19 protein-coding genes and 1 riboswitch are annotated in these 21,289 nt (G+C 63.1%); of the genes, 12 read left to right on the plus strand and 7 right to left on the minus strand.

The annotated features are described in order from the left end of the window. The first annotated feature begins 168 nt into the window (after positions 1–168). Complete coding sequence (locus ACZ5U1_RS12135; RefSeq protein ID WP_464778625.1) at positions 169–1,377, plus strand: FAD-dependent monooxygenase; 1,209 nt, start codon at positions 169–171, stop codon at positions 1,375–1,377. A gap of 71 nt (positions 1,378–1,448) precedes the next feature. On the opposite strand, the gene ACZ5U1_RS12140 is transcribed toward ACZ5U1_RS12135, so the two are convergent. Together ACZ5U1_RS12140 and acs are read right to left on the minus strand one after the other, a co-directional pair. Continuing rightward, positions 1,449–1,964: a cytochrome b gene (locus ACZ5U1_RS12140; protein WP_464778626.1), complete on the minus strand. Its 516-nt coding sequence runs from the start codon at positions 1,962–1,964 to the stop codon at positions 1,449–1,451. Positions 1,965–1,989: 25 nt separating this feature from the next. Continuing rightward, positions 1,990–3,933, minus strand: coding sequence for an acetate--CoA ligase (gene acs / locus ACZ5U1_RS12145; protein WP_464778627.1), 1,944 nt, complete (start codon positions 3,931–3,933; stop codon positions 1,990–1,992). Positions 3,934–4,101: 168 nt separating this feature from the next. On the opposite strand from acs, the gene ACZ5U1_RS12150 reads away from it, so the two are divergent. Continuing rightward, positions 4,102–4,773, plus strand: a complete 672-nt coding sequence (locus ACZ5U1_RS12150) for a glutathione S-transferase family protein (RefSeq protein ID WP_196225035.1) — start codon at positions 4,102–4,104, stop codon at positions 4,771–4,773. Between the two features lie 55 nt (positions 4,774–4,828). Here ACZ5U1_RS12150 and ACZ5U1_RS12155 read toward each other — a convergent pair whose 3' ends face one another. Then, positions 4,829–5,992 (minus strand): GGDEF domain-containing protein, encoded by a 1,164-nt coding sequence (locus tag ACZ5U1_RS12155; protein ID WP_464778628.1) that lies wholly within the window; start codon positions 5,990–5,992, stop codon positions 4,829–4,831. Between the two features lie 89 nt (positions 5,993–6,081). Continuing rightward, positions 6,082–6,963 carry a LysR substrate-binding domain-containing protein gene (locus tag ACZ5U1_RS12160; protein ID WP_464778629.1) on the minus strand — a complete coding sequence of 294 codons (882 nt, stop codon included), beginning with the start codon at positions 6,961–6,963 and terminating at the stop codon, positions 6,082–6,084. Positions 6,964–7,299: 336 nt separating this feature from the next. Between ACZ5U1_RS12160 and ACZ5U1_RS12165 the strand changes: the two genes are divergently transcribed. The 3 genes from ACZ5U1_RS12165 to ACZ5U1_RS12175 all read left to right on the plus strand — a co-directional run bounded on the left by ACZ5U1_RS12165 (position 7,300) and on the right by ACZ5U1_RS12175 (position 11,841). After that, positions 7,300–9,594, plus strand: coding sequence for a CDC48 family AAA ATPase (locus ACZ5U1_RS12165; RefSeq protein WP_464778630.1), 2,295 nt, complete (start codon positions 7,300–7,302; stop codon positions 9,592–9,594). Positions 9,595–9,745: 151 nt separating this feature from the next. Continuing rightward, positions 9,746–10,372, plus strand: coding sequence for a class I SAM-dependent methyltransferase (locus tag ACZ5U1_RS12170; protein ID WP_464778631.1), 627 nt, complete (start codon positions 9,746–9,748; stop codon positions 10,370–10,372). A 203-nt stretch (positions 10,373–10,575) separates the two neighbouring features. After that, complete coding sequence (locus ACZ5U1_RS12175) at positions 10,576–11,841, plus strand: glutamate-5-semialdehyde dehydrogenase (RefSeq protein ID WP_464778632.1); 1,266 nt, start codon at positions 10,576–10,578, stop codon at positions 11,839–11,841. A gap of 137 nt (positions 11,842–11,978) precedes the next feature. On the opposite strand, the gene kdsA is transcribed toward ACZ5U1_RS12175, so the two are convergent. Together kdsA and ACZ5U1_RS12185 are read right to left on the minus strand one after the other, a co-directional pair. Further along, a complete protein-coding gene (gene kdsA, locus ACZ5U1_RS12180) occupies positions 11,979–12,806 on the minus strand; it encodes a 3-deoxy-8-phosphooctulonate synthase (RefSeq protein ID WP_464778633.1) in 828 nt (275 codons plus the stop codon). A 6-nt stretch (positions 12,807–12,812) separates the two neighbouring features. Further along, the gene (locus ACZ5U1_RS12185; RefSeq protein WP_464778634.1) at positions 12,813–13,106 is read right to left on the minus strand and encodes a hypothetical protein; all 294 of its coding nucleotides are present in this window, start codon (positions 13,104–13,106) and stop codon (positions 12,813–12,815) included. Between the two features lie 21 nt (positions 13,107–13,127). Here ACZ5U1_RS12185 and ACZ5U1_RS12190 point away from each other — a divergent pair, with 21 nt between their 5' ends. Together ACZ5U1_RS12190 and ACZ5U1_RS12195 are read left to right on the plus strand one after the other, a co-directional pair. After that, positions 13,128–14,255, plus strand: coding sequence for a tudor domain-containing protein (locus ACZ5U1_RS12190; RefSeq protein WP_464778635.1), 1,128 nt, complete (start codon positions 13,128–13,130; stop codon positions 14,253–14,255). After that, positions 14,252–15,616 carry a cytochrome P450 gene (locus tag ACZ5U1_RS12195; RefSeq protein WP_464778636.1) on the plus strand — a complete coding sequence of 455 codons (1,365 nt, stop codon included), beginning with the start codon at positions 14,252–14,254 and terminating at the stop codon, positions 15,614–15,616. The genes ACZ5U1_RS12190 and ACZ5U1_RS12195 overlap by 4 nt, the downstream gene beginning before the upstream one ends. 158 nt (positions 15,617–15,774) lie before the next feature. Here ACZ5U1_RS12195 and ACZ5U1_RS12200 read toward each other — a convergent pair whose 3' ends face one another. After that, on the minus strand, positions 15,775–16,071 hold the full coding sequence (locus ACZ5U1_RS12200; RefSeq protein ID WP_464780043.1) for a hypothetical protein: 297 nt from the start codon (positions 16,069–16,071) through the stop codon (positions 15,775–15,777). Positions 16,072–16,150: 79 nt separating this feature from the next. Further along, positions 16,151–16,261, plus strand: a riboswitch (TPP riboswitch). Between the two features lie 58 nt (positions 16,262–16,319). On the opposite strand from ACZ5U1_RS12200, the gene ACZ5U1_RS12205 reads away from it, so the two are divergent. From ACZ5U1_RS12205 to ACZ5U1_RS12225, 5 genes are all read left to right on the plus strand, one after another. Continuing rightward, entirely contained in the window at positions 16,320–16,727 is a 408-nt protein-coding gene (locus ACZ5U1_RS12205; RefSeq protein ID WP_464778637.1) for a DUF2065 domain-containing protein, read from the plus strand. A gap of 13 nt (positions 16,728–16,740) precedes the next feature. Continuing rightward, positions 16,741–18,588 (plus strand): phosphomethylpyrimidine synthase ThiC, encoded by a 1,848-nt coding sequence (gene thiC, locus ACZ5U1_RS12210; RefSeq protein WP_464778638.1) that lies wholly within the window; start codon positions 16,741–16,743, stop codon positions 18,586–18,588. A gap of 137 nt (positions 18,589–18,725) precedes the next feature. After that, positions 18,726–19,001, plus strand: a complete 276-nt coding sequence (locus ACZ5U1_RS12215) for a hypothetical protein (protein WP_464778639.1) — start codon at positions 18,726–18,728, stop codon at positions 18,999–19,001. A gap of 59 nt (positions 19,002–19,060) precedes the next feature. Continuing rightward, on the plus strand, positions 19,061–20,161 hold the full coding sequence (locus ACZ5U1_RS12220) for a hypothetical protein (protein ID WP_464778640.1): 1,101 nt from the start codon (positions 19,061–19,063) through the stop codon (positions 20,159–20,161). Further along, complete coding sequence (locus tag ACZ5U1_RS12225) at positions 20,148–21,215, plus strand: nucleotidyltransferase family protein (protein ID WP_464778641.1); 1,068 nt, start codon at positions 20,148–20,150, stop codon at positions 21,213–21,215. Before ACZ5U1_RS12220 ends, ACZ5U1_RS12225 begins: the two co-directional genes overlap by 14 nt. Positions 21,216–21,289 lie beyond the last annotated feature (74 nt).

Below are 21,289 nucleotides of genomic sequence, written 5' to 3' on the forward strand. Positions count from 1 at the left end.
CTCTCACTGCCGACCGGGGATGTGGAAAGATTATTCGCGCAGAGGCGCGGAGATCGCAGAGAAAAATCTTCTGCGTCCTCTGCGCCTCTGCGCGAACCAAAATAATCGGCACTCTTGGTGCGGTTCGTCACGCTTCCCATTCCCCCGCCAAGCGCCTAGATAGCTTGCATGCAACGTTTTGATGTCGTCATCTTGGGCGGGGGCCTTGTCGGGCTGACCTTGGGCATCGCGCTTTCCGGTCATGGGGTGCGCTGCGCCGTCATCGACCCTGCTGATCCGGTCGAAACCAGCGCCGTCGGTTTCGACGGGCGCGTGTCCGCCATTTCCTCGACCAGCCATGCCATGTTGTCAGCGATCGGTGTAGCCGCATTGCTGGAAGGGAAGGGCTGCCCCATCGACCGCATCTGGGTCAGCGACGGGCTGGAGCCCGGTGCGCTCGACTTCGCGCCCGATGCTGACGATGGCGTCATGGGCATCATGTTTCCCAATCGCGACCTGCGCATCGCCCTCGCTCAAGCGGCGGAGAAGGCGGAGAATCTCACCCGCTTCCAGCCAGACCGCGCCATCCATGTCGATCGCAATGCCGATGGCGTCAGCCTGACGCTCGCCAGTGGGCAGGTTCTGCACGGCGCGCTTCTGGTGGCCGCCGAGGGCCGGAACAGCCCGACGCGTGAAGCAGCGGGCATTCGCACCACGCGCTGGCAATATAAGCATACCGCCATGGTGACGGCGATCGATCATGAGGTGCCGCACGCCAACACGGCGTACGAGATTTTCTATCCCGGCGGCCCCTTCGCGCTGCTGCCGATGCTGCCGGGCACGCGATCGGCAATCGTGTGGACCGTGCCGACCGAACAGGCGCCGGTAATGCTGAAACTATCCGAGCGGGCGTGGCTCGCCGAAGCGCAGAAGCGCATGGGCGGCTTCCTGGGCGAGATATCGCTCGCCGGGCCGCGTTCCAGCTATCCGCTTGGCTTCCACCACGCCGCGCGCATCACCGACACCCGGCTGGCGCTGGTCGGCGACAGTGCCCATGCGATACACCCGATCGCCGGGCAGGGCCTCAACCTCGGCTTCCGCGACGTCGCTGCGCTGGTGGAAGTTCTGGTCGATGGCATGCGCCTCGGCCTTGATCCGGGCGACGCGCAGCTGATGGCGCGCTACCAGCGCTGGCGCGGGCTGGACGCGATGTCCGTCAGCGTCGCCATGGACGGACTTGTCCGGTTGTTCGACGTTCCCGGCCGCATCCCGTCCGCCGTCCGCCGCTTCGGGCTCGCCGCCGTCCAGCGCACGCCGATGCTCAAGAACCGCTTCATGGCGGAGGCACGCGGCGAATCCGGCGCGCTACCCAAGCTGCTGATTGGGGAATTGGTCTAGGTTCTCCCGTCATGCCAGCGAAAGCTGGCATGTAGACCCCGGCTTTGGCTGGGGTCACGCCTGGGTGGCCGCTACCCCAACATCCGCCGCATCACGTCATCCTTCAGGATGAAGTGATGGCGCAGCGTCGCCGCGACATGCAGGGCGAGGAGCGCGATCCAGGCAAAGGCGAGTATCTCATGCGCCTCCGCAGAAAAGCCAACGATCGCGTCATCCTTCGTCACCGCAAATTTCGGCACATCGAACAGGAAGAACCAGTTGAGCGGCCATTTTCCGGCCGAACTCATGATCCAGCCGGTCAGCGGCACCAGCAGCATGAAGGCATAGAAGATGTAGTGTGTGACCTTCGCGGCCAGCCTTTCCCAAGCGGGCAGTCCCTCGGGCAAGGGTGTCTGCCGGTGGATCAGGCGCCAGAACAGCCGAAGGATCGCCAGCGCCAACACGGTCAGTCCAACCGATTTATGCACTGGCATGACCTGCCAATCGCGCGGCAGGGACTCGTGCGCCAGCCCCAGCCACAGGTTGAACAGGATCAGGATCGCCATGATCCAGTGCAACGCTCGGGCAACCAAACTGTATCGTTCCACCGGCGTCTCCTGATCCTTGGGCGTTTTATCCGTGACGGTTGGCGACCAGATTATCCACCACCGAGGGATCGGCAAGGGTGCTGGTGTCGCCCAGAGCCTGTGTCGATACTTCGCCCTCCGCGATCTTGCGGAGGATTCGGCGCATGATCTTGCCCGACCGGGTCTTGGGCAGGCCGGGGGCGAACTGGATCACGTCGGGCGTAGCGATCGGACCGATCTCGGTGCGGACCCAGGCGACCAGCGTCTTGCGCAATTCCTCGCTCGGCTCTTCGCCGCTGTTCAGCGTGACATAGGCATAGATGCCTTGCCCCTTGATGTCATGAGGCATGCCAACCACAGCCGCTTCGGCGACCGCTTCATGCAGGACCAGCGCGCTCTCGACCTCGGCGGTGCCCATCCGGTGGCCAGACACGTTGATCACATCATCGACGCGCCCGGTGATCCAATAATAGCCGTCCGCATCGCGGCGGGCGCCATCGCCGGTCGTATATTTGCCGGGGAAGGTGGTGAAATAGGTCTGGAAAAAGCGCTCATGATCGCCCCAAACGGTGCGCATCTGTCCCGGCCAGCTTCCGGCGATGACCAGATTGCCCTCTGCCGCGCCATCCTGAACCTTGCCTTCGCTATCGACGATCTGGGGGATCACGCCCGGCATCGGCAGCGTCGCCGAACCCGGCTTCAGGTCCGTCGCACCCGGCATCGGCGCGATCATCGCCGCGCCGGTTTCCGTCTGCCACCAGGTGTCGATGATCGGGCAGCGATCCTCGCCCACGACATGATGATACCAGCGCCACGCTTCGGGATTGATCGGCTCGCCCACGGTACCGAGCAGGCGCAGCGACTTGCGGCTGGTGGAGTGGACGAAGGCATCACCTTCCTTCATCAGCGCGCGGAGAGCTGTGGGTGCGGTGAAGATCGTCTGCACCTGATGCCGATCCACCACTTCCCAGATGCGGCTGGGGGTCGGATAGTTGGGCACGCCCTCATACATCAGCGTCGTCGCGCCGTTCGCCAGTGGGCCATAGACGATATAGCTATGCCCCGTGACCCAGCCGATGTCTGCCGCGCACCAGTAGATGTCACCGGGGCGATAATCGAAGCACAGCTCATGGGTAAGGCTCGCCCACAGCAGATAGCCGCCCGTCGTGTGCAGCACGCCCTTGGGCTTGCCGGTCGAACCCGACGTATAGAGGATGAACAGCGGGTCTTCCGCGTTCATCGGCTCAGGGGCGCACTCGGCTGACACCTTCCCGGCTTCCTCATGCAGCCACAGGTCGCGGCCTTCCTGCATGGCGATGGCGCCGCCGGTCGCTTGCACCACGACGACCTTTTTGACGCTCGGGCAATCCTTGAGCGCGGCATCAACATTGGCCTTGAGCGGCACCTTTTTGCCCGCGCGGCAGCCTTCGTCGGCGGTGATGACGATGTTGGAATCGCAATCGATGATCCGCCCCGCCAGCGCCTCGGGCGAGAAGCCGCCAAAGACAACCGAATGGATCGCCCCGATCCGCGCACAGGCGAGCAGGGCAAACGCCGCCTCCGGGATCATCGGCAGATAGACGGTAACGCGGTCACCCTTCCTCGTGCCAGCGGCTTTCAGCACATTGGCGAAGCGGCAGACTTCCTCATGCACCTGGGCATAGGTGTAGCGGCGCGGCTCGGCATCCGGCGAGTCCGGCTCCCAGATGATCGCGGTCTGGTCGCCCCGTTCGGCAAGATGCCGGTCGATGCAGTTGGCGCTGACGTTGAGCACACCGTCGGCAAACCATTTCACGCCGAAATCCGCTTCGTTGAAGCTGCTTTCGTTCGTCTTGCTGGGGAAAGTCAGCCAATCCAGGCGCTTTGCGCGCTCCAGCCAGTAGGATTCCGGCTCGTTGATCGACCGCTGATAATCTGCCTCACGCCCATCCCGGTCGAGCAGCGCCGAAGCGGCCCATTCCTTAGATACCGGGAAAAAATCGTCAGACATCGAGTATCCTTTCCTGTGCGTTGCCTGCCCCTCTAGAGGGTAGAGGCGATCATCGGAAGCCCGGATCGTTCCGTTGCCGCCAAAGTTCTACCATTACCCCTCACATTAAAGCAGGAGCCACCCATTTTGCCGCTTTTCGCAGGCGCCGCCTCCGCTTAACAGGAAGCCATGTGGCAGCTCTTCCAATTCCCGCTTTGTCCCTTCTCCCGCAAGGTGCGCCTGCTGCTTGGCGAAAAGGGGATAGGCTATGACCTTGTGCGCGAATCGCCCTGGGAAGCGCGCGACGAGTTTCTCGATCTCAACCCCGCCGGAACGACGCCCGTCATGGTCGATCAGGAAAAGGGATCGACGCTGATCGACAGCCAGGCGATCTGCGAATATTTTGAGGAAACGGTCGAGAAATTCCCGCTAATCTCCGGCACGGCTGCGGGCAGGGCGGAGGTGCGGCGGCTCGTCGCCTTCTTCGACCAGAATTTCTATGGCGACGTCGTCGGCCCACTGCTGCATGAGCGGATGAAGAAGCGGCTGATCGAACGCGCCCCTCCCGATGCGCGGGTGCTGCGCGAGGCGATGAAGCGCGCCAATGTCCACATGGATTATATGGATTATCTGCTCGATCACCGTAGCTGGATGGCGGGCGGCACGATGAGCCTTGCGGACATTGCGGCGGCAGCGCATCTATCGGTTGCCGATTATCTGGGCGGCATAGACTGGGCCGGGCATGAGACGGTGAAGCGCTGGTATGCAGGCTTCAAGTCGCGCCCGTCGTTCCGGCCTTTGCTGTCGGAGCGGATGGAGGTCATCACCCCCCCGCCCCATTATGAAAAGCCGGATTTTTGAGCTGAGGTCAGGAAAATTCCGGGGCGGCCATAGGAAGGCGAGATGCCGTGGACGTTCATTCGCCTTCGACCGCCAGATAAACGCGGTTCCGGCCATGCTCCTTGGCCAGATATAAGGCCCGGTCGGCCGCCTTCAGCGCCGCGCGCGGATCGTCATGGGCCAGCACATTGGCGACGCCCGCCGAAAAGCTCACCCGTTCCATGCGCTCGCCATTGGTGCGGTTAACCAGGCTGCGCGTGGCAAGGTCCCGCCGGACATCGTCCACCGCCTCGCACGCTTCCGCCGCCGTCTTGCCGCGGAACAACATGACGAATTCCTCGCCGCCGTGACGCGCGACATGGCACTGGTCGTTGCTTGCCTTGGCCAGCAGCCCCGCGACGAATTTCAGGACGCGGTCGCCCGTGTCATGGCCGTGCGTATCGTTGATCACCTTGAAATGATCGATGTCGCAGAATGCGACGGCCAGCGGCTGGCCTTCCTTCTGGGCCATTGCCACCTCTTCGCGCAATGTGCCTTCAAAAGCGCGCCGGTTGGGCAGGCCCGTCAGATGGTCATGCTCGGCCGCTCGCCGCGCATTGGCGAGGCTGGAGCGCAGCGCATGGTTCTGCTTCTGGTTCTGGCGTAGCTGCCCTTCGACCTGTCGGGTCTTTTCGACCATGGACCGCGTAAGGGCCACCAGCCGCGCAAGGACGGGCTCATTTTTCGCGCCAGCGGTAAGGCCCTTCACCTCTTCCTGCAGTGCCGCGCCATAATCCTTCGCGGAATTGCGTGATTCGGTCATCAAGCCGGTAAATTCGGACAGATTCTCTTCGACTTTCGCCAGCATCATGGACAGCGCCTCGGGCGTCACCTCATCTCCACGCTGCTCCGCCACGATTTCTTCGACCCAGCTGTTGCTGATCTTGCCACGCTCCGCCAGCACCGCCCTGATCGCCTTTTCCACGCCGATCTGCGACCCGGTCAGATAATCATGCGCGACGCCGAAATTCAGCGGCGTCAGGTCAAGGTCGTGCGCGAACAGGAAATTGCCGATCTCGTCATACAGCTTGCGCCGCCGATTGATCTCGCGATGCGCGGTGCTGCCAGAACGGGCGCGCTGGGGTTCAGCTTCGTCCGTCTCTTCCTCTGCGTCCGGTTTGCCCGACAGGCCGCGAGCCCATCGAGTCAGACGATCGGCCAGGCCGTGCTGCGCGTTTGCGGATGATGATGCCCCAGTCATGCCGGTAATAACGGATCGAACTGACTAAGGTTAAGAGCGCGGGAGTCAAAAAAACGCCCAGCCCGATCCGCCGACAATATTGGCGTCGATCAGATGTCCGCCGCGATCAGCCAGTCGCGGAAAATGCGCACCGCGCGTGTCTGCAAGGCGCGGGGCCGACAGACGAAATAATAGCGATAGGGGCTTTCCACCCGCGTTTCGGGGAATAGGCGAACGAGGCGTGCGTCATCCGCTTCCTTGAAGTGGCTCGCATGCATGACCGCGACGCCCAGGCCCTGCGCTGCCGCCTCCAGCATCAACTGGCCCGAATCATAATTGTCGATCGCCAGAGGTTGCAGGTCCGGCAATCCCACTCCTTCCTTCCACGCATCGAAGGACAGGTTCATGTCGCGGTGAAGCAGGATGGTGTGCTCCGCCAGGTCCGCGGGAGACGCGATCTTCTGCGGCGATTCGAGCAGCGCCTTGCGACCGATCAGATAAACTTCGTCATGGTCCAGCTCATGGGCATAAAGCGCCGGATCGATATCCTTCGCAAGCACGATCGCCGCGTCCAGCCCTTCGCCCAGCCGCGCCACGGCATGCGGCGTCGTTTCGATGTCGATGTGCAATTGCGGATGCTTCTGCCGCAACGCGCCCAGATGGGGGAACAGCCGCTGCGTCGCGAACAGCGGCATCACCGCCAGCCGAAGGCGAAGCTGGTTGCCGCCGCTCTGAATATTCTCCAGCGCCTGGCTCAGCGAATCCAGCGCGGGCGCGATGTCGTCGAGCAGCTTCTGGCCATCGGCATTGATTTCCAACGCCTGATGCTTGCGGTCGAACAGCGGGCGACCGATGAATCGTTCCAACGCCTGAACGCGGCGGCTCAGCGCGGGCGTGGACAGCGCCAGTTCTTCAGCCGCAGCCTTGACCGAGCCAAGACGGGCTACCTGAACAAAGGCCTCTAGGGCGGTAAGGGGCGGCAGTCTGCGCATAATCGATCTGTACTTAAGCCATAACTCTGTTGCGACGCGTCATCGGTACGCTTCGAAGGTTGATCGGCCTAACCCAAGTCATCCTCTTTTCACCAGCATGAAAAAGCGTCAACCGGTAAGATGCAAATTTTGCAACTCCCCGGACCTTTTCGCAATTGCAAAATATCATGTTGCACTGCACATAGGAAAGGCCTTTCAGGCATCCTCTCCTAAAACTTTTCGGGCTGGCCTTCGGGTCGGCCCTTTTTTTGTCCCGGCCCGTCATGATCGCTGGCCCCTTTCCTTGGCGACCGGCGTTTCCTATCTCGTTACGCAGTGACAAGAATGGGAATGGCAATGGCCGAACAGGAAAGCCCGGAACGCCGAATTCAGGTAGCGAATGCGCGACCCGAAGACGCAGGACGCGGGCTTGCGCGCATTCCGCTGGCGGTAATGGCGGAACTTCATCTGGCCGAGGGCGACGTGATCGAGATCGCGGGGAAGCGGTCGACGCCTGCCCGCGTGGTCCGGCCCTATAAGGAAGATGAAGGGCTTGACGTTCTTCGGCTCGATGGGTTGCAGCGCGCCAATGCCGGCGTCGGGTCCGGCGATTTCGTGCATATAACCAAGATCGAGCCTCGCCCGGCGCAACGGGTCGTTTTCGCACCTGCACAAAATAACCTGCGGCTCCAGGGCAATCCGGACGCGTTGAAACGGGTCTTCTTTCAGCGCCCGCTCGGCGCTGGCGACGTCGTTGCAACGGCAGGCCAACAACAGGTTCCACCAAGCGACATGCCCCCGCAGCTGCGCCAGATGCTCGCGGCACCCGCCTATGCGCTGCAGGAAATCCGGCTGATCGTGGTATCGACCATGCCCAAGGGCTTCGTGCAGATCGACGCTGATACAGAGATCGAACTGCGCGCCGAATATGAGGAGCCGCGCGAATCCCGGCGTGCCGATGTCACCTATGACGATGTGGGCGGCATGGCCGAAGCGATCGACCAACTGCGTGAGATGGTGGAACTGCCGCTGCGCTACCCCGAATTGTTCGAACGGCTGGGGGTCGACCCGCCCAAGGGCGTGCTGCTCCACGGCCCGCCGGGAACGGGCAAGACGCGCCTCGCTCGCGCCGTCGCCAATGAATCGGAGGCCGAGTTCTTTCTGATCAACGGTCCGGAGATCATGGGATCGGCCTATGGCGAGTCGGAAAAGCAGCTGCGCGAGATATTCGAGGCAGCGGCCAAGTCCTCGCCGTCGATCCTGTTCATAGACGAGATCGATTCGATCGCGCCCAAACGCGGCAGTGTCACTGGCGAGACGGAAAAGCGGCTTGTCGCGCAGCTACTGACGCTGATGGACGGGCTGGAACCGCGCACCAATCTGGTCGTCATCGCCGCTACGAACCGGCCCGAGGCGATTGATGAAGCACTGCGCCGCCCCGGCCGATTCGACCGTGAGATCATCGTCGGCGTTCCCGACGAGCGTGGGCGTCGTGAGATCATGGGTATCCACACCCGCGGCATGCCGCTGGGCGAGGGCGTCGATCTCGGTGAACTCGCCCGCATGACCTACGGCTTCGTTGGCGCTGACCTCGCCGCCCTCACGCGCGAGGCCGCGATCGAGGCGGTACGTCGCTTCATGCCCCGCCTCAACCTGGAGGAAGGCACTATCCCGCAGGATGTGCTGGAGGAACTGTCCGTCACGCGCGACGACTTCATGGCGGCGATCAAGCGCGTCCAGCCATCGGCCATGCGCGAGGTGATGGTGCAGGCGCCCAATATCGGCTGGTCAGACATTGGCGGACTGGATGAAGCGCAGATGCGCCTCAAGGAAGGGGTCGAACTGCCGCTGAAGGACCCGGACGCCTTTCGCCGCATCGGCATCCGTCCCGCCAAGGGCTTCCTGCTCTACGGTCCTCCCGGCACCGGCAAGACGCTTCTGGCCAAGGCGGTCGCACGAGAAGCGCAGGCGAACTTCATCGCGACCAAGTCCAGTGACCTGCTGTCCAAATGGTATGGCGAAAGCGAACAGCAGATCGCACGCCTGTTCGCCCGCGCGCGGCAGGTGGCGCCCACGGTCATCTTCATCGATGAGCTGGACAGCCTTGTCCCCGCGCGTGGCGGCGGCCTTGGCGAACCGGCGGTGACGGAGCGGGTGGTGAACACGATCCTCTCCGAGATGGATGGGCTGGAAGAATTGCAATCGGTCGTCGTCATCGGCGCAACCAACCGGCCGACGCTGATCGACCCGGCGCTGCTGCGCCCGGGCCGTTTCGACGAGCTCATCTATGTTCCGGTGCCCGACAAGGCGGGGCGCAGGCGTATCCTGACGATCCATACCGGCAACATGCCGCTGGGTGAGGATGTCGACCTTGACGATCTGGCGGAACGGACGGAGCGGTTCACCGGCGCGGACCTGGAAGATCTGGTCCGCCGCGCCGGTCTGATCGCGCTGCGCCAATCCCTGTCGGTAGAGCGGGTCGAGCAGGCGCATTTCAACGAGGCGCTTGAGGAAACCCGCGCGTCGGTGACGCCGGAAATGGAGCATGAATATGAAAAGATTCAGTCCCAGCTGAAGCAGAGCGCCATGCGGGTCGACCCCATCGGCTTTGTGGCGCCGGGGATGCTCCGATCGCGCGAATCGCAATCTTAACAAGGGCTAGCGGATTGCGGATTGAACCCATCCGCAGTCCGCGCGTTCGCTTACCCATGGCCGGGTATTAACCCCGCCAGCATGCAAAGCGGCTTGCCAGGCTTGCCGATATTTGCAAGGCCCAGACGTGAAGGCAAACAGGCGAGTATTGATGGCCTCCATTCCCTTGAAGAAAAAAGCAGATCCGGCGTCATTCCTGGGTCAGTGGAGCATGTTTTTCCGCCAGTTCGTGAAGCATCCCGGGATGATCGGTTCCGTGATCCCCTCTTCGGCTGCGCTCGTGGACAGCATGCTGGACCGGGTGGATTGGCAGCGTACGCGCCTGTTCGTGGAATATGGCCCGGGCGTTGGCACCTTCACCCGCCCGATCCTGGAGCGCATGCACCCGGACGCGAAACTGGTGGCGATCGATCTTAACCTGGACTTTGTCGCATGGCTGGAGGCGCAGATCGACGATCCCCGCCTGCGGGTCGTACACGGGTCGGCGGCGGATGTGCGCCGCTTCATTGTTGAAGCGGGGCATCGACAGGCTGATTATATCCTCTCGGGCATTCCCTTCTCCACTTTGCCGGATGGCGTCGGCGAGTTGATCTGCGCGGAAACGCAGCGCGCGCTGCGGCCCGGCGGTGAATTCCTTGTCTATCAATATTCGGCCTATGTCCGGCGGCTGCTTACGGGGCAATTCAACGAGATCGCCGAACGCGTCGAATGGCGAAATATCCCCCCCTGCCGTACCTTCCGCGCCCTTAAGGCGGAAAGTCTGGCGCAGGCCGCCTGAAATATCATCCCATCCCCGTTCGCCCTGAGCCTGTCGAAGGGCCTTTCTTCTCTTCAAGTAGGCGAGGGCTTCGGCAAGTTCAGCCCGGCATATTGGTTGGATCGAGATGCGCTCCGTAATACTATAGCGGAGCCAAAACCCGTCCAGCGCCTTTCGTCCTGCGACGCTTTCATGCTAAGGGCGCGGGCGAAAGGCTCGACCAGATGAATGACCTGACCCAGACTCCCGAAATGCTGATTGCCGCGATGGGCGCGCGCGCCCGTGCTGCTGCCGCGACGCTGGCCAGCGCAAGTGACACGCAGAAGATCGACGCCCTGCGCCGCGCCGCCCAGGCGCTTCGGGATCAGGCGCCGCAAATCCTTGCCGCAAACGCGCGCGATGTGGAAAACGCTGCCGCCAATGGTCTCTCGCCCGCCATGCTCGACCGTCTGCGCCTCGACGAAGCCCGTGTGGCGGCAACGGCTGCTGGCGTCGATCAGGTCGCGAGCCTCGACAATCCGCTCGGCAGCGTCATCGACAAGCAGGTCCGGCCCAACGGCATGGAACTGTCCCGCGTCCGCGTGCCCTTGGGCGTCATCGGCATCATCTATGAAAGCCGCCCCAACGTGACCGCCGACGCCGCTGCGCTTTGCCTGCGCGCGGGTAATGCCGTCATCCTGCGCGGTGGCAGCGAAGCGAAGGAGAGCAATCGCGCCATCCACGCCGCGATGGCCGAAGGCATAGCCGCTGCGGGCCTCCCCGCCGACGCGGTACAATTGGTGCCGACGACGGATCGCGCCGTCGTGGGCGCATTGCTCAAGGCTTCGGACTTCATCGACCTCATCGTCCCGCGCGGGGGCAAGAGCCTGGTCGCGCGCGTGCAGGAGGAAGCGCGCGTGCCCGTGCTCGCGCATCTCGACGGCATCAACCACAGCTATGTCGATGGCGCGGCCGATCCGGACATGGCCGCCAAGTTGATCGTCAACGCCAAGATGCGCCGGACGGGCATCTGCGGCGCGACCGAGACGGTGCTGATCGACAAGGCTTTCGGTGCCGCGCCCGCCATCGTGAAAGCGCTGCTCGATGCCAGGTGCGAAGTGCGCGGCGATGCAGCGGTGCAGGCGATGGACGCGCGCGTGATCCCTGCATCGGACGAGGATTGGGATACCGAATATCTCGACGCGATCGTTTCCGTGCGGCTGGTCGACGGGCTGAACGAAGCGCTCGCTCATATCGCCGCCCACGCCAGCCATCACACCGACGCGATCATCACCGAAGATGCGGAGAAAGCCGAGCGCTTCCTAAACGCGGTCGACAGCGCCATCGTGATGTGGAACGCGTCCACCCAGTTCGCCGACGGCGGCGAGTTCGGCCTTGGCGCGGAGATCGGCATCTCAACCGGGCGGCTGCATGCGCGCGGCCCGGTGGCACTGGAAGGCCTCACCACCTACAAATGGCTGGTACGCGGAACAGGCCAGACGCGGCCGTAAGTTCAATTTGCGTCTATCGCAACTACTCCACCCCGTTCGCCCTGAGCCTGTCGAAGGGCTTTACTTCTTTAAGAAGGAAGAGGCTTCGACAAGCTCAGCCTGAACGGGGTAGATTTTAATGTACGGGATCGGCTTCTTTAGCCCTTCACCGCCTCATCGATAGCCTTCAACTTCGCCAGCAGCGGCCCCATACACTTCAGGGGCAGCATGACAGGCCCATCCGAAGGCGCCCGATCCGGATCATCATGCGCCTCGGCAAACACCGCCGCGACGCCCGCCGCCACCGCACTGCGCGCCAGCACCGGCGCAAATTCCCGCTGACCACCCGAAGCTGACCCCAGTCCACCCGGCTGCTGCACCGAATGGGTGGCGTCGAACACCACCGGATAACCAGTTGCCCCCATCACCGGCAGCGACCGCATATCGCTGACCAGCGTATTGTAGCCAAAGCTCGCCCCGCGCTCCGTCAGCAATATGCGCTCATTGCCGGTGGAGGCGACCTTCTGCGCCACCGCCGCCACGTCCCAGGGAGCAAGGAACTGCCCCTTCTTCACATTGACCACAGCCCCAGTCCGCCCAGCCGCCAGCAACAAGTCCGTCTGGCGACACAGGAATGCCGGGATCTGCAATATATCCACCGCCTGCGCCGCCGCCTCCACCTGATCAGCCTCATGCACATCGGTCAGCACCGGACAGCCGAGCTGCGCCTTAACTTCCGCCAGGATCGCCAGCCCCGCATCGATCCCCACCCCGCGCTGACCCGACACCGAAGTTCGGTTGGCCTTGTCGAAGGATGATTTGAAGATGAACGGCACGCCTGCCTTGCGCGCTACCTCGGCCAGCTTCTCAGCCATCATCATCGCATGATCGCGGCTTTCAATCTGGCAGGGACCAGAAATCAGGACGAAGGGCAGGTCATTGCCGATCGTCACCGGCCCAACGGAAACATGCTTGGGATTGCTCATGCCGCTCTACTTCGGCGCTTTCGCAAAACGGCGCAAGAGCTGTCCCCGCCACAGCCCCTTGCCCGGATGATAGTTCCAGCAGAACCAGCCGAACACCAGGCAGGCAAGCAGCGCAGGCAGCGCCATCGGATCGCCATGGCCGCGCATATGCCGGTAAAAGGCGAAATCCGCCCGCCATCGGTCCCGCTCACTGCCGCCGCCATTGATGCCATAGGCATTGTCATGGCGACGACAGCCGATGTTTCGGTTGTATTTGCGGTGATCTATGAAATAGCAGTAGTCGCGTTCGGGTGTCGTCATGGCCCGATGTGGAACAGGGCCGTGCAAAAGTTCAAGCGTAAAGTCTTCTACCTTGGCGGTTTCGATCCGCGCGGGGTACGTTTTTACCACCAGATGTATCGTGAGCAGGTGGAGCGTTATGCGCGCCTCTCCGGCGAACAGGTGGAGGTAAGCGCGCGCCGAGCAGGCCCGGCCTCGTCCGCGATCTGGACCGTCTCCAACCACAGCGCCGGGGTCGAGACCGATTATGAATTCCTCCGGTGGGAGGATCTGGTCGGCAAGGTGTGGATCCGCAATCCGCTGCTTCTCGCATGGCGATCGATCGCCACCTACTTCGCCCATGCACGGCACATGCAGTTCCTGCGCATGCGCAAGCTGCGGCCCGGCCCCGTCATCACCATCCTCTACCCGCCGCTGCTCGCTATCCTGATCCCGCTCGTGTTGGCGCTGGTCCCGGCGTTACTGCTGTCGCTGTTCATGCCTTTCTGGGCGGCAGCTTTGATCGGCATCGGCGCCAGCACCCTGCTTTCGGGCCGATTGCTTAACAAACTAATCGTACCCTGGCTGCTGCGCTTCATGTATTACAACCACAGCGTCGCCGCGCGTGGTCCCGGCGAGGAAATGGACGCCCGCCTCGACCAGTTCGCCGCCCGCATCGTGCAGGAAATCGACGGCCCATGGGACGAAGTCATCTTCGCCTCCCACAGCAACGGCACCATCTACGCGATGAGCGTCCTTCGCCGCATACTGGAACTGCGCGAGGGCAGACCGCTACCGGACAACTTCACCGCCTTGACGCTCGGCCAAGTCGTCCCCGTCATCGCGCTGCGCAAGGACGCGCGCTGGTATCATGCCGACCTGAAGGCGCTGGACGAGGGGCAGTTCCGCCTCGTCGATTTCTCCGCGCCCCCGGATGGCGCCGCCTATCATGACGTCCACCCGATCCGCCTCGTGTCGGATCGCTGCGCCGCGAGCGTTGATCTGCTCTCGCCGCGCTTCCACCTCTTCTACGATCCAGAAAATTATCACAGCGGCTGGTCGAACAAATATGAAGCGCATTTCGACTATCTGCGCGTCGGCGACCGCCTCTCGCCGGTCGACTATGTCAGCCTGACCGCAGGCCGCCGCACCATCAACGAAGCCATCGCCGCATTCAGGGCCATCCCGTGACCGAACCCTTCACGCCTCCCTATCCGCAGCCACCCCGGACCAAGCGCGGCCTGATGAAGCGCTTCCTGCGCGGTTGGCACAGCTGGATTCATGTGCTGTTCGAAAAAAGCTACACGATGAAGCTGGGCGAAATCCGCATGCCCGGCCAGATCATGTATATCGCGAACGAACTGCCGCTGGTGGACAAGGTGCTGCGCGGCGGCACCGCCTTCCCCAAACATCGCGAACTGGTGCGCAACCTTTCGCCGCTGATCGGCAACAGCGTCTTTTCCGCCAATGGCGAGGATTGGGAAAGCCAGCGCGCCATGGTGAACCCGGCCTTCGCCCATACCGCGCTCCATCGCTCCATGCCGCTGATGGTCGCGGCCGCTGACGAACTGCTCGCTCGCATCGATGCCGCCGACCGCACCAAGCCCGTCGATATCGACCCGATGATGACCCATGTTGCGGCCGACATCATCTTCCGCACGCTCTTTTCAGAGGCGCTGGATGAGCACCGTTCCAACATCATCCACAACGCGTTCGGCCGTTTCCAGCGCTACGCCCACAGTGCATCGATGCTGCGTCTCTACGGCTTCCCCGCGCGCTGGTTCGAAAAGCGATCGCTCAAGCCCGCCAAAGCGATCCACGATGTGTTCCGTCCGATTGTCGAGGCCCGCTATCAGGGCTTCCATGAGCGCGGGGAATCGCCGCACAAGGACATCCTCCAGTCCCTGATCGAGGCGAAGCATCCCGAAACCGGCGATCCCTTCACCCTGCAACAGGTGATGGATCAGGTCTCCACCGTGTTCCTCGCGGGCCATGAAACATCGGCCAGCACCATGACCTGGGCGCTCTACATGCTGGCCGAATGCGCGCATATCCAGAACGCAGCGCGTACCGAAGTGGTGGCGCTGGCTGGCGATGCCCCGCTCACCGCCGCGATGCTCAAGGACATGGGCCACGTCCGCAACATCTTCCGCGAAACGCTGCGCCTCTATCCCCCCGTCGCCTTCTTCCCGCGCGAAGTGCCTTGCCCGATGCCCATGCGCGACAAGAATCTTGAGGAAGGCGCGATGCTGGTCGTCGCGCCATGGCTCACCCAGCGCAACAAGGATAATTGGGGCTGCCCGCACAGCTTTGATCCCGATCGCTTCGACGATCCCGCCAATGCGGAGATGGTGAAACAGGCCTGGTTCCCCTTCGGCCGCGGCCCCCGCGTCTGTGTCGGCGCGGGTTTCGCCCAGCAGGAGGTGATGGCCGTGATCGCCAGCGTCCTGCGCCGCTATCGGTTATCCGTGCCGGAAGGGTTCAAGCCCGAACCGATCAGCCGCCTGACGATAAGGCCAAGGACGGGCATGAAGCTGATGTTCGAGGCGTAACTCGTCCCCCTCCCGCAAGCGGGAGGGGGTTAGGGGGTGGGCTAGCGCAACATCAGCGGAGTCTTCAAAGGCTAGCCCTGAAGCTCGCTCCGCTCGCACCCACCCCTAACCCCTCCCGCCTGCGGGAGGGGAATAAGACTACACCGAAGACCGTGAACCTACCCCCTAACCCGTCCCACCATCACCTGCCCCGCCGCACGCTCCCGCACGTAGCGCCGCTTCAGCACCACGCTCGCCACCAACAGCGGCACGCCGATCATCACGCAAATCGCCCCCAACATTGGCGGCCACAGCCCGAACAGGCTATGCACATCCAGCGCAGAGGGGGTCAGTACCAACAGGAAACCGGCCGTCAGCAGCCACAGTCCCCAACGCCTCGGCCGCACGGCCACCATACGCAGTTCATGCCGATGCGCCTTGCGCCCTTCTTTCGTGGACAGATCATGATGCTTCATCGCCTGCCATAAAAGCGGCAAAGCCCGTCCCATGTCCAGCGCAATGGGCTGGCGTCGCCTGCGCATTTCCGCTATCGCCACCCAATCCCCGGGGGACCGCTCACAAGCGGTTGAGAGGCAGCTGATGTGGCTGCGACCCGTTGAACCTGATCCGGATGAGACCGGCGTAGGGAGGGAGGGCTTGTCACCGGCATGTCCGCATCCTCCTTCCGCCCAGCGAAGAAGAAGAGGAGGAGGACGGAGCTGCCATGGACACCATCTCCATCCTCACCCTGCGTCTTTCCGAAGCGATCGGATTATACATGATCGTCGTCGGTATCGGCGGCTTTGCCGCGCCGTCCCGCTGGCGCGCGATGATGGACGACCTGGAACGCTCGCCCGGCCTGGTCATGGCGCTCGGCTTCCCCGTCTTCGCGGTCGGCGCTGCCCTCGTCCTCATCCACAGCATCTGGACCGATCCGCTTGCCGTCATCGTCAGCCTGATCGGCTATGTCGCGCTGGTTGAAGGTGCGCTGCTGCTAGCCACGCCCGCGCCGCTTCTCCGCATCGGCCGCTCAGCGGTCCAATTTACCCGCGCCTGGGCAGTGATCTCGATCCTGCTCGGCATCTTGCTCTTCCTCGCTGGCCTGACGGGCCGCGCCACTATCACCGCCTGAAAGGACGAAACCTATGGCAGATGTTCCCGCCCGCACCGAAATGCGCGTCACCACCGGCCCCATTCGCGGCAGCCGCAAGATCCATGTCGGTCCGCTGAAGGTCGCCATGCGCGAGATCGACCTCGAACCCGGCAGTGGCGAGCCGCCCGTCCGCGTCTATGATACCTCCGGCCCCTACACCGATCCCAATGCGCGCATCGACATCATGGCGGGCCTACCCACGCTGCGCCGCGACTGGATCATGGGGCGCGGTGATGTGGAAGAATATGACGCCCGCGCCATCCAGCCGGAAGATAACGGCCTCAAAGGCCCCGACCGCAGCGGCGGCGTCCAGCCCTTTCCCCATGTCGTGAAGCGCCCCCTGCGCGCCAAGCCCGGCATGAACGTCTCCCAGATGCATTACGCCCGTCGCGGCATCATCACGCCGGAGATGGAATATGTCGCCGAGCGCGAGAATCTGGGCCGCGCCCGCCTCGCCGAATATGTCCGTGATGGGCAGGATTGGGGCGCTGAAATCCCCGACTATGTGACGCCGGAATTCGTGCGCGAGGAAGTCGCCCGTGGCCGCGCCATCATCCCATCGAATATCAATCACGCGGAAAGCGAGCCGATGGCGATCGGCCGCAATTTCCTGGTGAAGATCAACGCCAATATCGGCAACAGCGCCGTCGCCTCTGACGTGGCGAGCGAAGTCGACAAGCTCGTCTGGTCGATCCGCTGGGGCGCCGACACGGTGATGGACCTGTCCACGGGCCGCAACATCCACGACACCCGCGAATGGATCATGCGCAACTCGCCCGTTCCGATCGGCACAGTGCCCATCTATCAGGCGCTGGAGAAGGTCGGCGGCATTGCCGAGGAACTGACCTGGGACATCTTCCGCGACACGCTGATCGAACAGGCCGAACAAGGCGTCGATTATTTCACCATCCATGCGGGCGTGCGCCTGCCTTACATTCCGATGACCGCCAAGCGCGTCACCGGCATCGTCTCGCGCGGCGGGTCGATCATGGCGAAATGGTGTCTGGCGCATCACAAGGAAAGCTTCCTCTACGAGCATTTCGATGAGATCACGCAGATCATGAAGGCCTATGACATCGCCTATTCGCTGGGTGATGGCCTGCGCCCCGGATCGATCGCCGACGCCAATGACGAAGCGCAGTTCGCCGAACTCTACACGCTGGGCGAACTGACCAAGCGCGCCTGGGAACAGGATGTGCAGGTGATGATCGAAGGGCCGGGCCATGTGCCCATGCACAAGATCAAGCAGAATATGGACAAGCAACTCGAAGCCTGCGGTGAGGCGCCCTTCTACACGCTTGGGCCGCTCACCACCGACATCGCGCCGGGCTATGACCATATCACTAGCGGTATCGGCGCCGCGATGATTGGCTGGTACGGTACGGCAATGCTCTGCTACGTCACGCCCAAGGAGCATCTGGGCCTGCCCGACCGCGATGACGTGAAGGTCGGCGTCGTCACCTACAAGCTAGCCGCCCACGCCGCTGATCTGGCAAAGGGCCACCCCGCCGCCAAGGTCCGCGACGATGCCCTGTCCCGGGCTCGCTTCGAGTTCCGCTGGCGCGACCAGTTCAACCTGTCGCTCGACCCCGACACGGCCGAGAAATATCACGACCAGACGCTCCCGGCCGAAGGCGCGAAGACCGCGCATTTCTGCTCCATGTGCGGCCCAAAGTTCTGCTCGATGAAGATCACGCAGGAGGTCAGGGACTTCGCAGCGAAGCAGAACCAACCCGCCGACTCATTCATCGCGGCCGAAGATGCGGAAAAAGGCATGGCCGAAATGAGCGAGACTTTTAAGACCAAGGGGGGCGAGATTTACCTGCCGACTTCGGAATAATTCCTCCAAGCCCATGAAATATCATAGGCTGTAGAGGGCGGGCGGGGTTATACCTTCTGATATACCCCGCCATAGCAGTGCGGTCGGTTCGGCCCAGGTGGTAGCTTGCCTCAATCCTGAAAAAGAGGAGGCTACCCTTGGCTGAGGAACCCACCATTTTGGCTGCGACCGAAGACCGGCGCCGCTTTCTGAAAACCTGCGGTCGCTTCGCTGCGACTGTTCCCCCGGCAATGACGATCATGTTGTCGACCTCCCTGTCGTCACAGGCGATCGCTGCATCGGGCGGCGGCGGTGGCGGCGGCCCCAAGGGCAATAATGGTGTCGGCAACGGCCCCGATCCCCAGCCCCCGGGCAACCCACCGATCAATGACGGCCCCGGCACCGGCCCCGGCAATCCGGGCAACAGGCCCTGAACGCCAAGGTTCAGCTGATTGATGGCGAACGGGCGGAGCGCCCTGACGGGGCGGAACTGATGCTGCGCCTTACACCCGGGACTTCGATGACCTTTATCGGCAATCAGCCGGTGATCGTTTCGCAGTCCCGGCACGCCATTTATGAACTGAACCAGATAGCAGGCTATATCGGATGCCGCCTTGAGGACGGCGTGTCCTTGTCGCAACTCGCGCAGGAAGTTGCCGACCGGGGCGTCGATCATGCCGCATCCATGCTCGACACCGTGCTGGCGGAATGGTCCCACTCCGGGCTGGTCCACGCCACTGTCCGACCGCCCGCATCCGCCCCCATCCTGACGCAATCCATATCGCTTGGCGGTCGCGCGCTCATGCTGCGCTATCATGACGAGGCGCTGGTAGGGCACGTGGCACCGCTTTTCGTCCATCTCCAAACGGAAGCCGCCCCAGCGCCGTCCTGCACCCTCTATCATCTCTGGCAAAGCAACGGGCTTTGCCTCTTCAGCCGTGATGCGGGCGATGCCTCCGTCCTTCAACGCCATCAGGCGGCGACCCTGGTCAAGGCGCAGATCATCCAGGACATCATCGATGATCCCCGCTGGAACCTGGCGCTGCATGCGGGCTGCGTCAGCCGCAATGGAAAGGCGCTCCTGCTGACCGGGCCTCCGGGGGCGGGAAAGACGACCCTGACCTCGTGGCTGATCGGCAGCGGCTTTGCCTATCATGGCGATGACATCAGCATGCTGGGACCCGACGGTCACGTGCTCGGCCTTCCCTTTCTGCCAACCGTAAAATCGGGCGCCTGGCCGATGATGGCCGCGCGCTACCCGGGGCAGCTTCAGCCGCTGATCCACTGGCGGCCCGATGGGCGGCGGGTGCGCTACCTCGCCTCGCCGCCGCCTTTAGGGCAAGCGCCCCTGCCGGTGGGCTGGATATTGAAGCTGCGGCGGACGAAGGGCGCGCCCGCGCGCCTGATCCCGCAACATCCCACGCCACTGGTCAAGCATCTGCTCTCCGAAGCCGCCTCTTGCAGTGGAGAGGCCAGCCGCCCCGCGATCGACAGCCTGATCCGCGCCGTCGGCGGCGCCCGGACCTGCGAACTGGAATATGACGATCTGGATGAAGCGGCCGCGCTGCTGGGAGCATTTTGTGATCCGGCTTGATCATCTCAATGGCCTGTTGTCCTGCCTGCGCGGCCAAACACCCTCGCATGCCGATTGGCCCCGCATCATTGCGCTGGCCAACAAGACCTTGTGCAGCCCTGCCGTGGCCGCGCGGCTTAGGAAAGCCGGACGCTTTCCCGCACTGCCATCGGATGTCGCGACATTTTTCGCCGAGATGGAAAGGCGCAATGGCGATCGTAACGATCGCATCATGGCGCAACTGGACGAAGCCGCCGCGACCATGAACGCGGCCGGTGTGTCGCCGATCCTGCTAAAGGGCACGGCATGGCTGGCCCATGCGCCACCGGAGGAGCGTGCCGCCCGGATGCTGGCGGACATCGACCTGATGGTGCCTGCCGATCGTTTCCTGCCCATGATCGATCAGCTGCGCGGCATCGGTTACTGCCCCGACACGTCCGATCCCCAACCCGGAGTGCCCGCTGTCCTCTCGCGCCCGCAGGATACGGCGACGATCGATCTTCACCCCGATTATGGCAGCATCAACTCGCTCTCCTATAGCTTTGACGATCTCGCGCAGAATGCCGCCCTGCTGGAACTGGCGGGCGGGATCGTCCTGCTGCCATCGCCGGTTGCATGCACCGCGATATTGCTGCTGCATGACCAGTTGAAGGGGAGGGACTATTTGCGCGGCCGGATCGACCTGCGCCACTTGCTCGACATGCAGTCCTTCGCCAGTCGTTTCCAGCAGGATGACTGGGATGAGCTGAACCGGCATTTCCAGTCCGGCTATGCCCGCAACGCGATGCGCACCCAATTGCTCACGGCGCGCAAGTTGCTCGGCATGGAAGTGCCACGTGCCCTGACGCGGGGCATCCGTGCGCGACTGCAATATATGCGACGCCTCGCCCAGTTGCGCTGGCCCGGCCTGGCGCCCTTTCTGACTTTCCTGTCGCTCCTCGATCCCAGTTATATCCTCGCCCGCCGCGCCGCCCGGAGGACGCTGCTCGACGGTGAGCCGATCGCGGCCTCTGGAATGCCCCGCCGCGAAAGTCTGGAACGGCTGTTCATCCGCAACGAACTGGGGAAAATATAGGAAAGGCCCTGCTGCGCGGGCGCCGCGCCGCTTCAGCCAAAGGCACTTTCCGATCAGCGACCGGGCGTTCCGCT

The organism is Sphingobium sp. TomTYG72, from assembly GCF_055394715.1.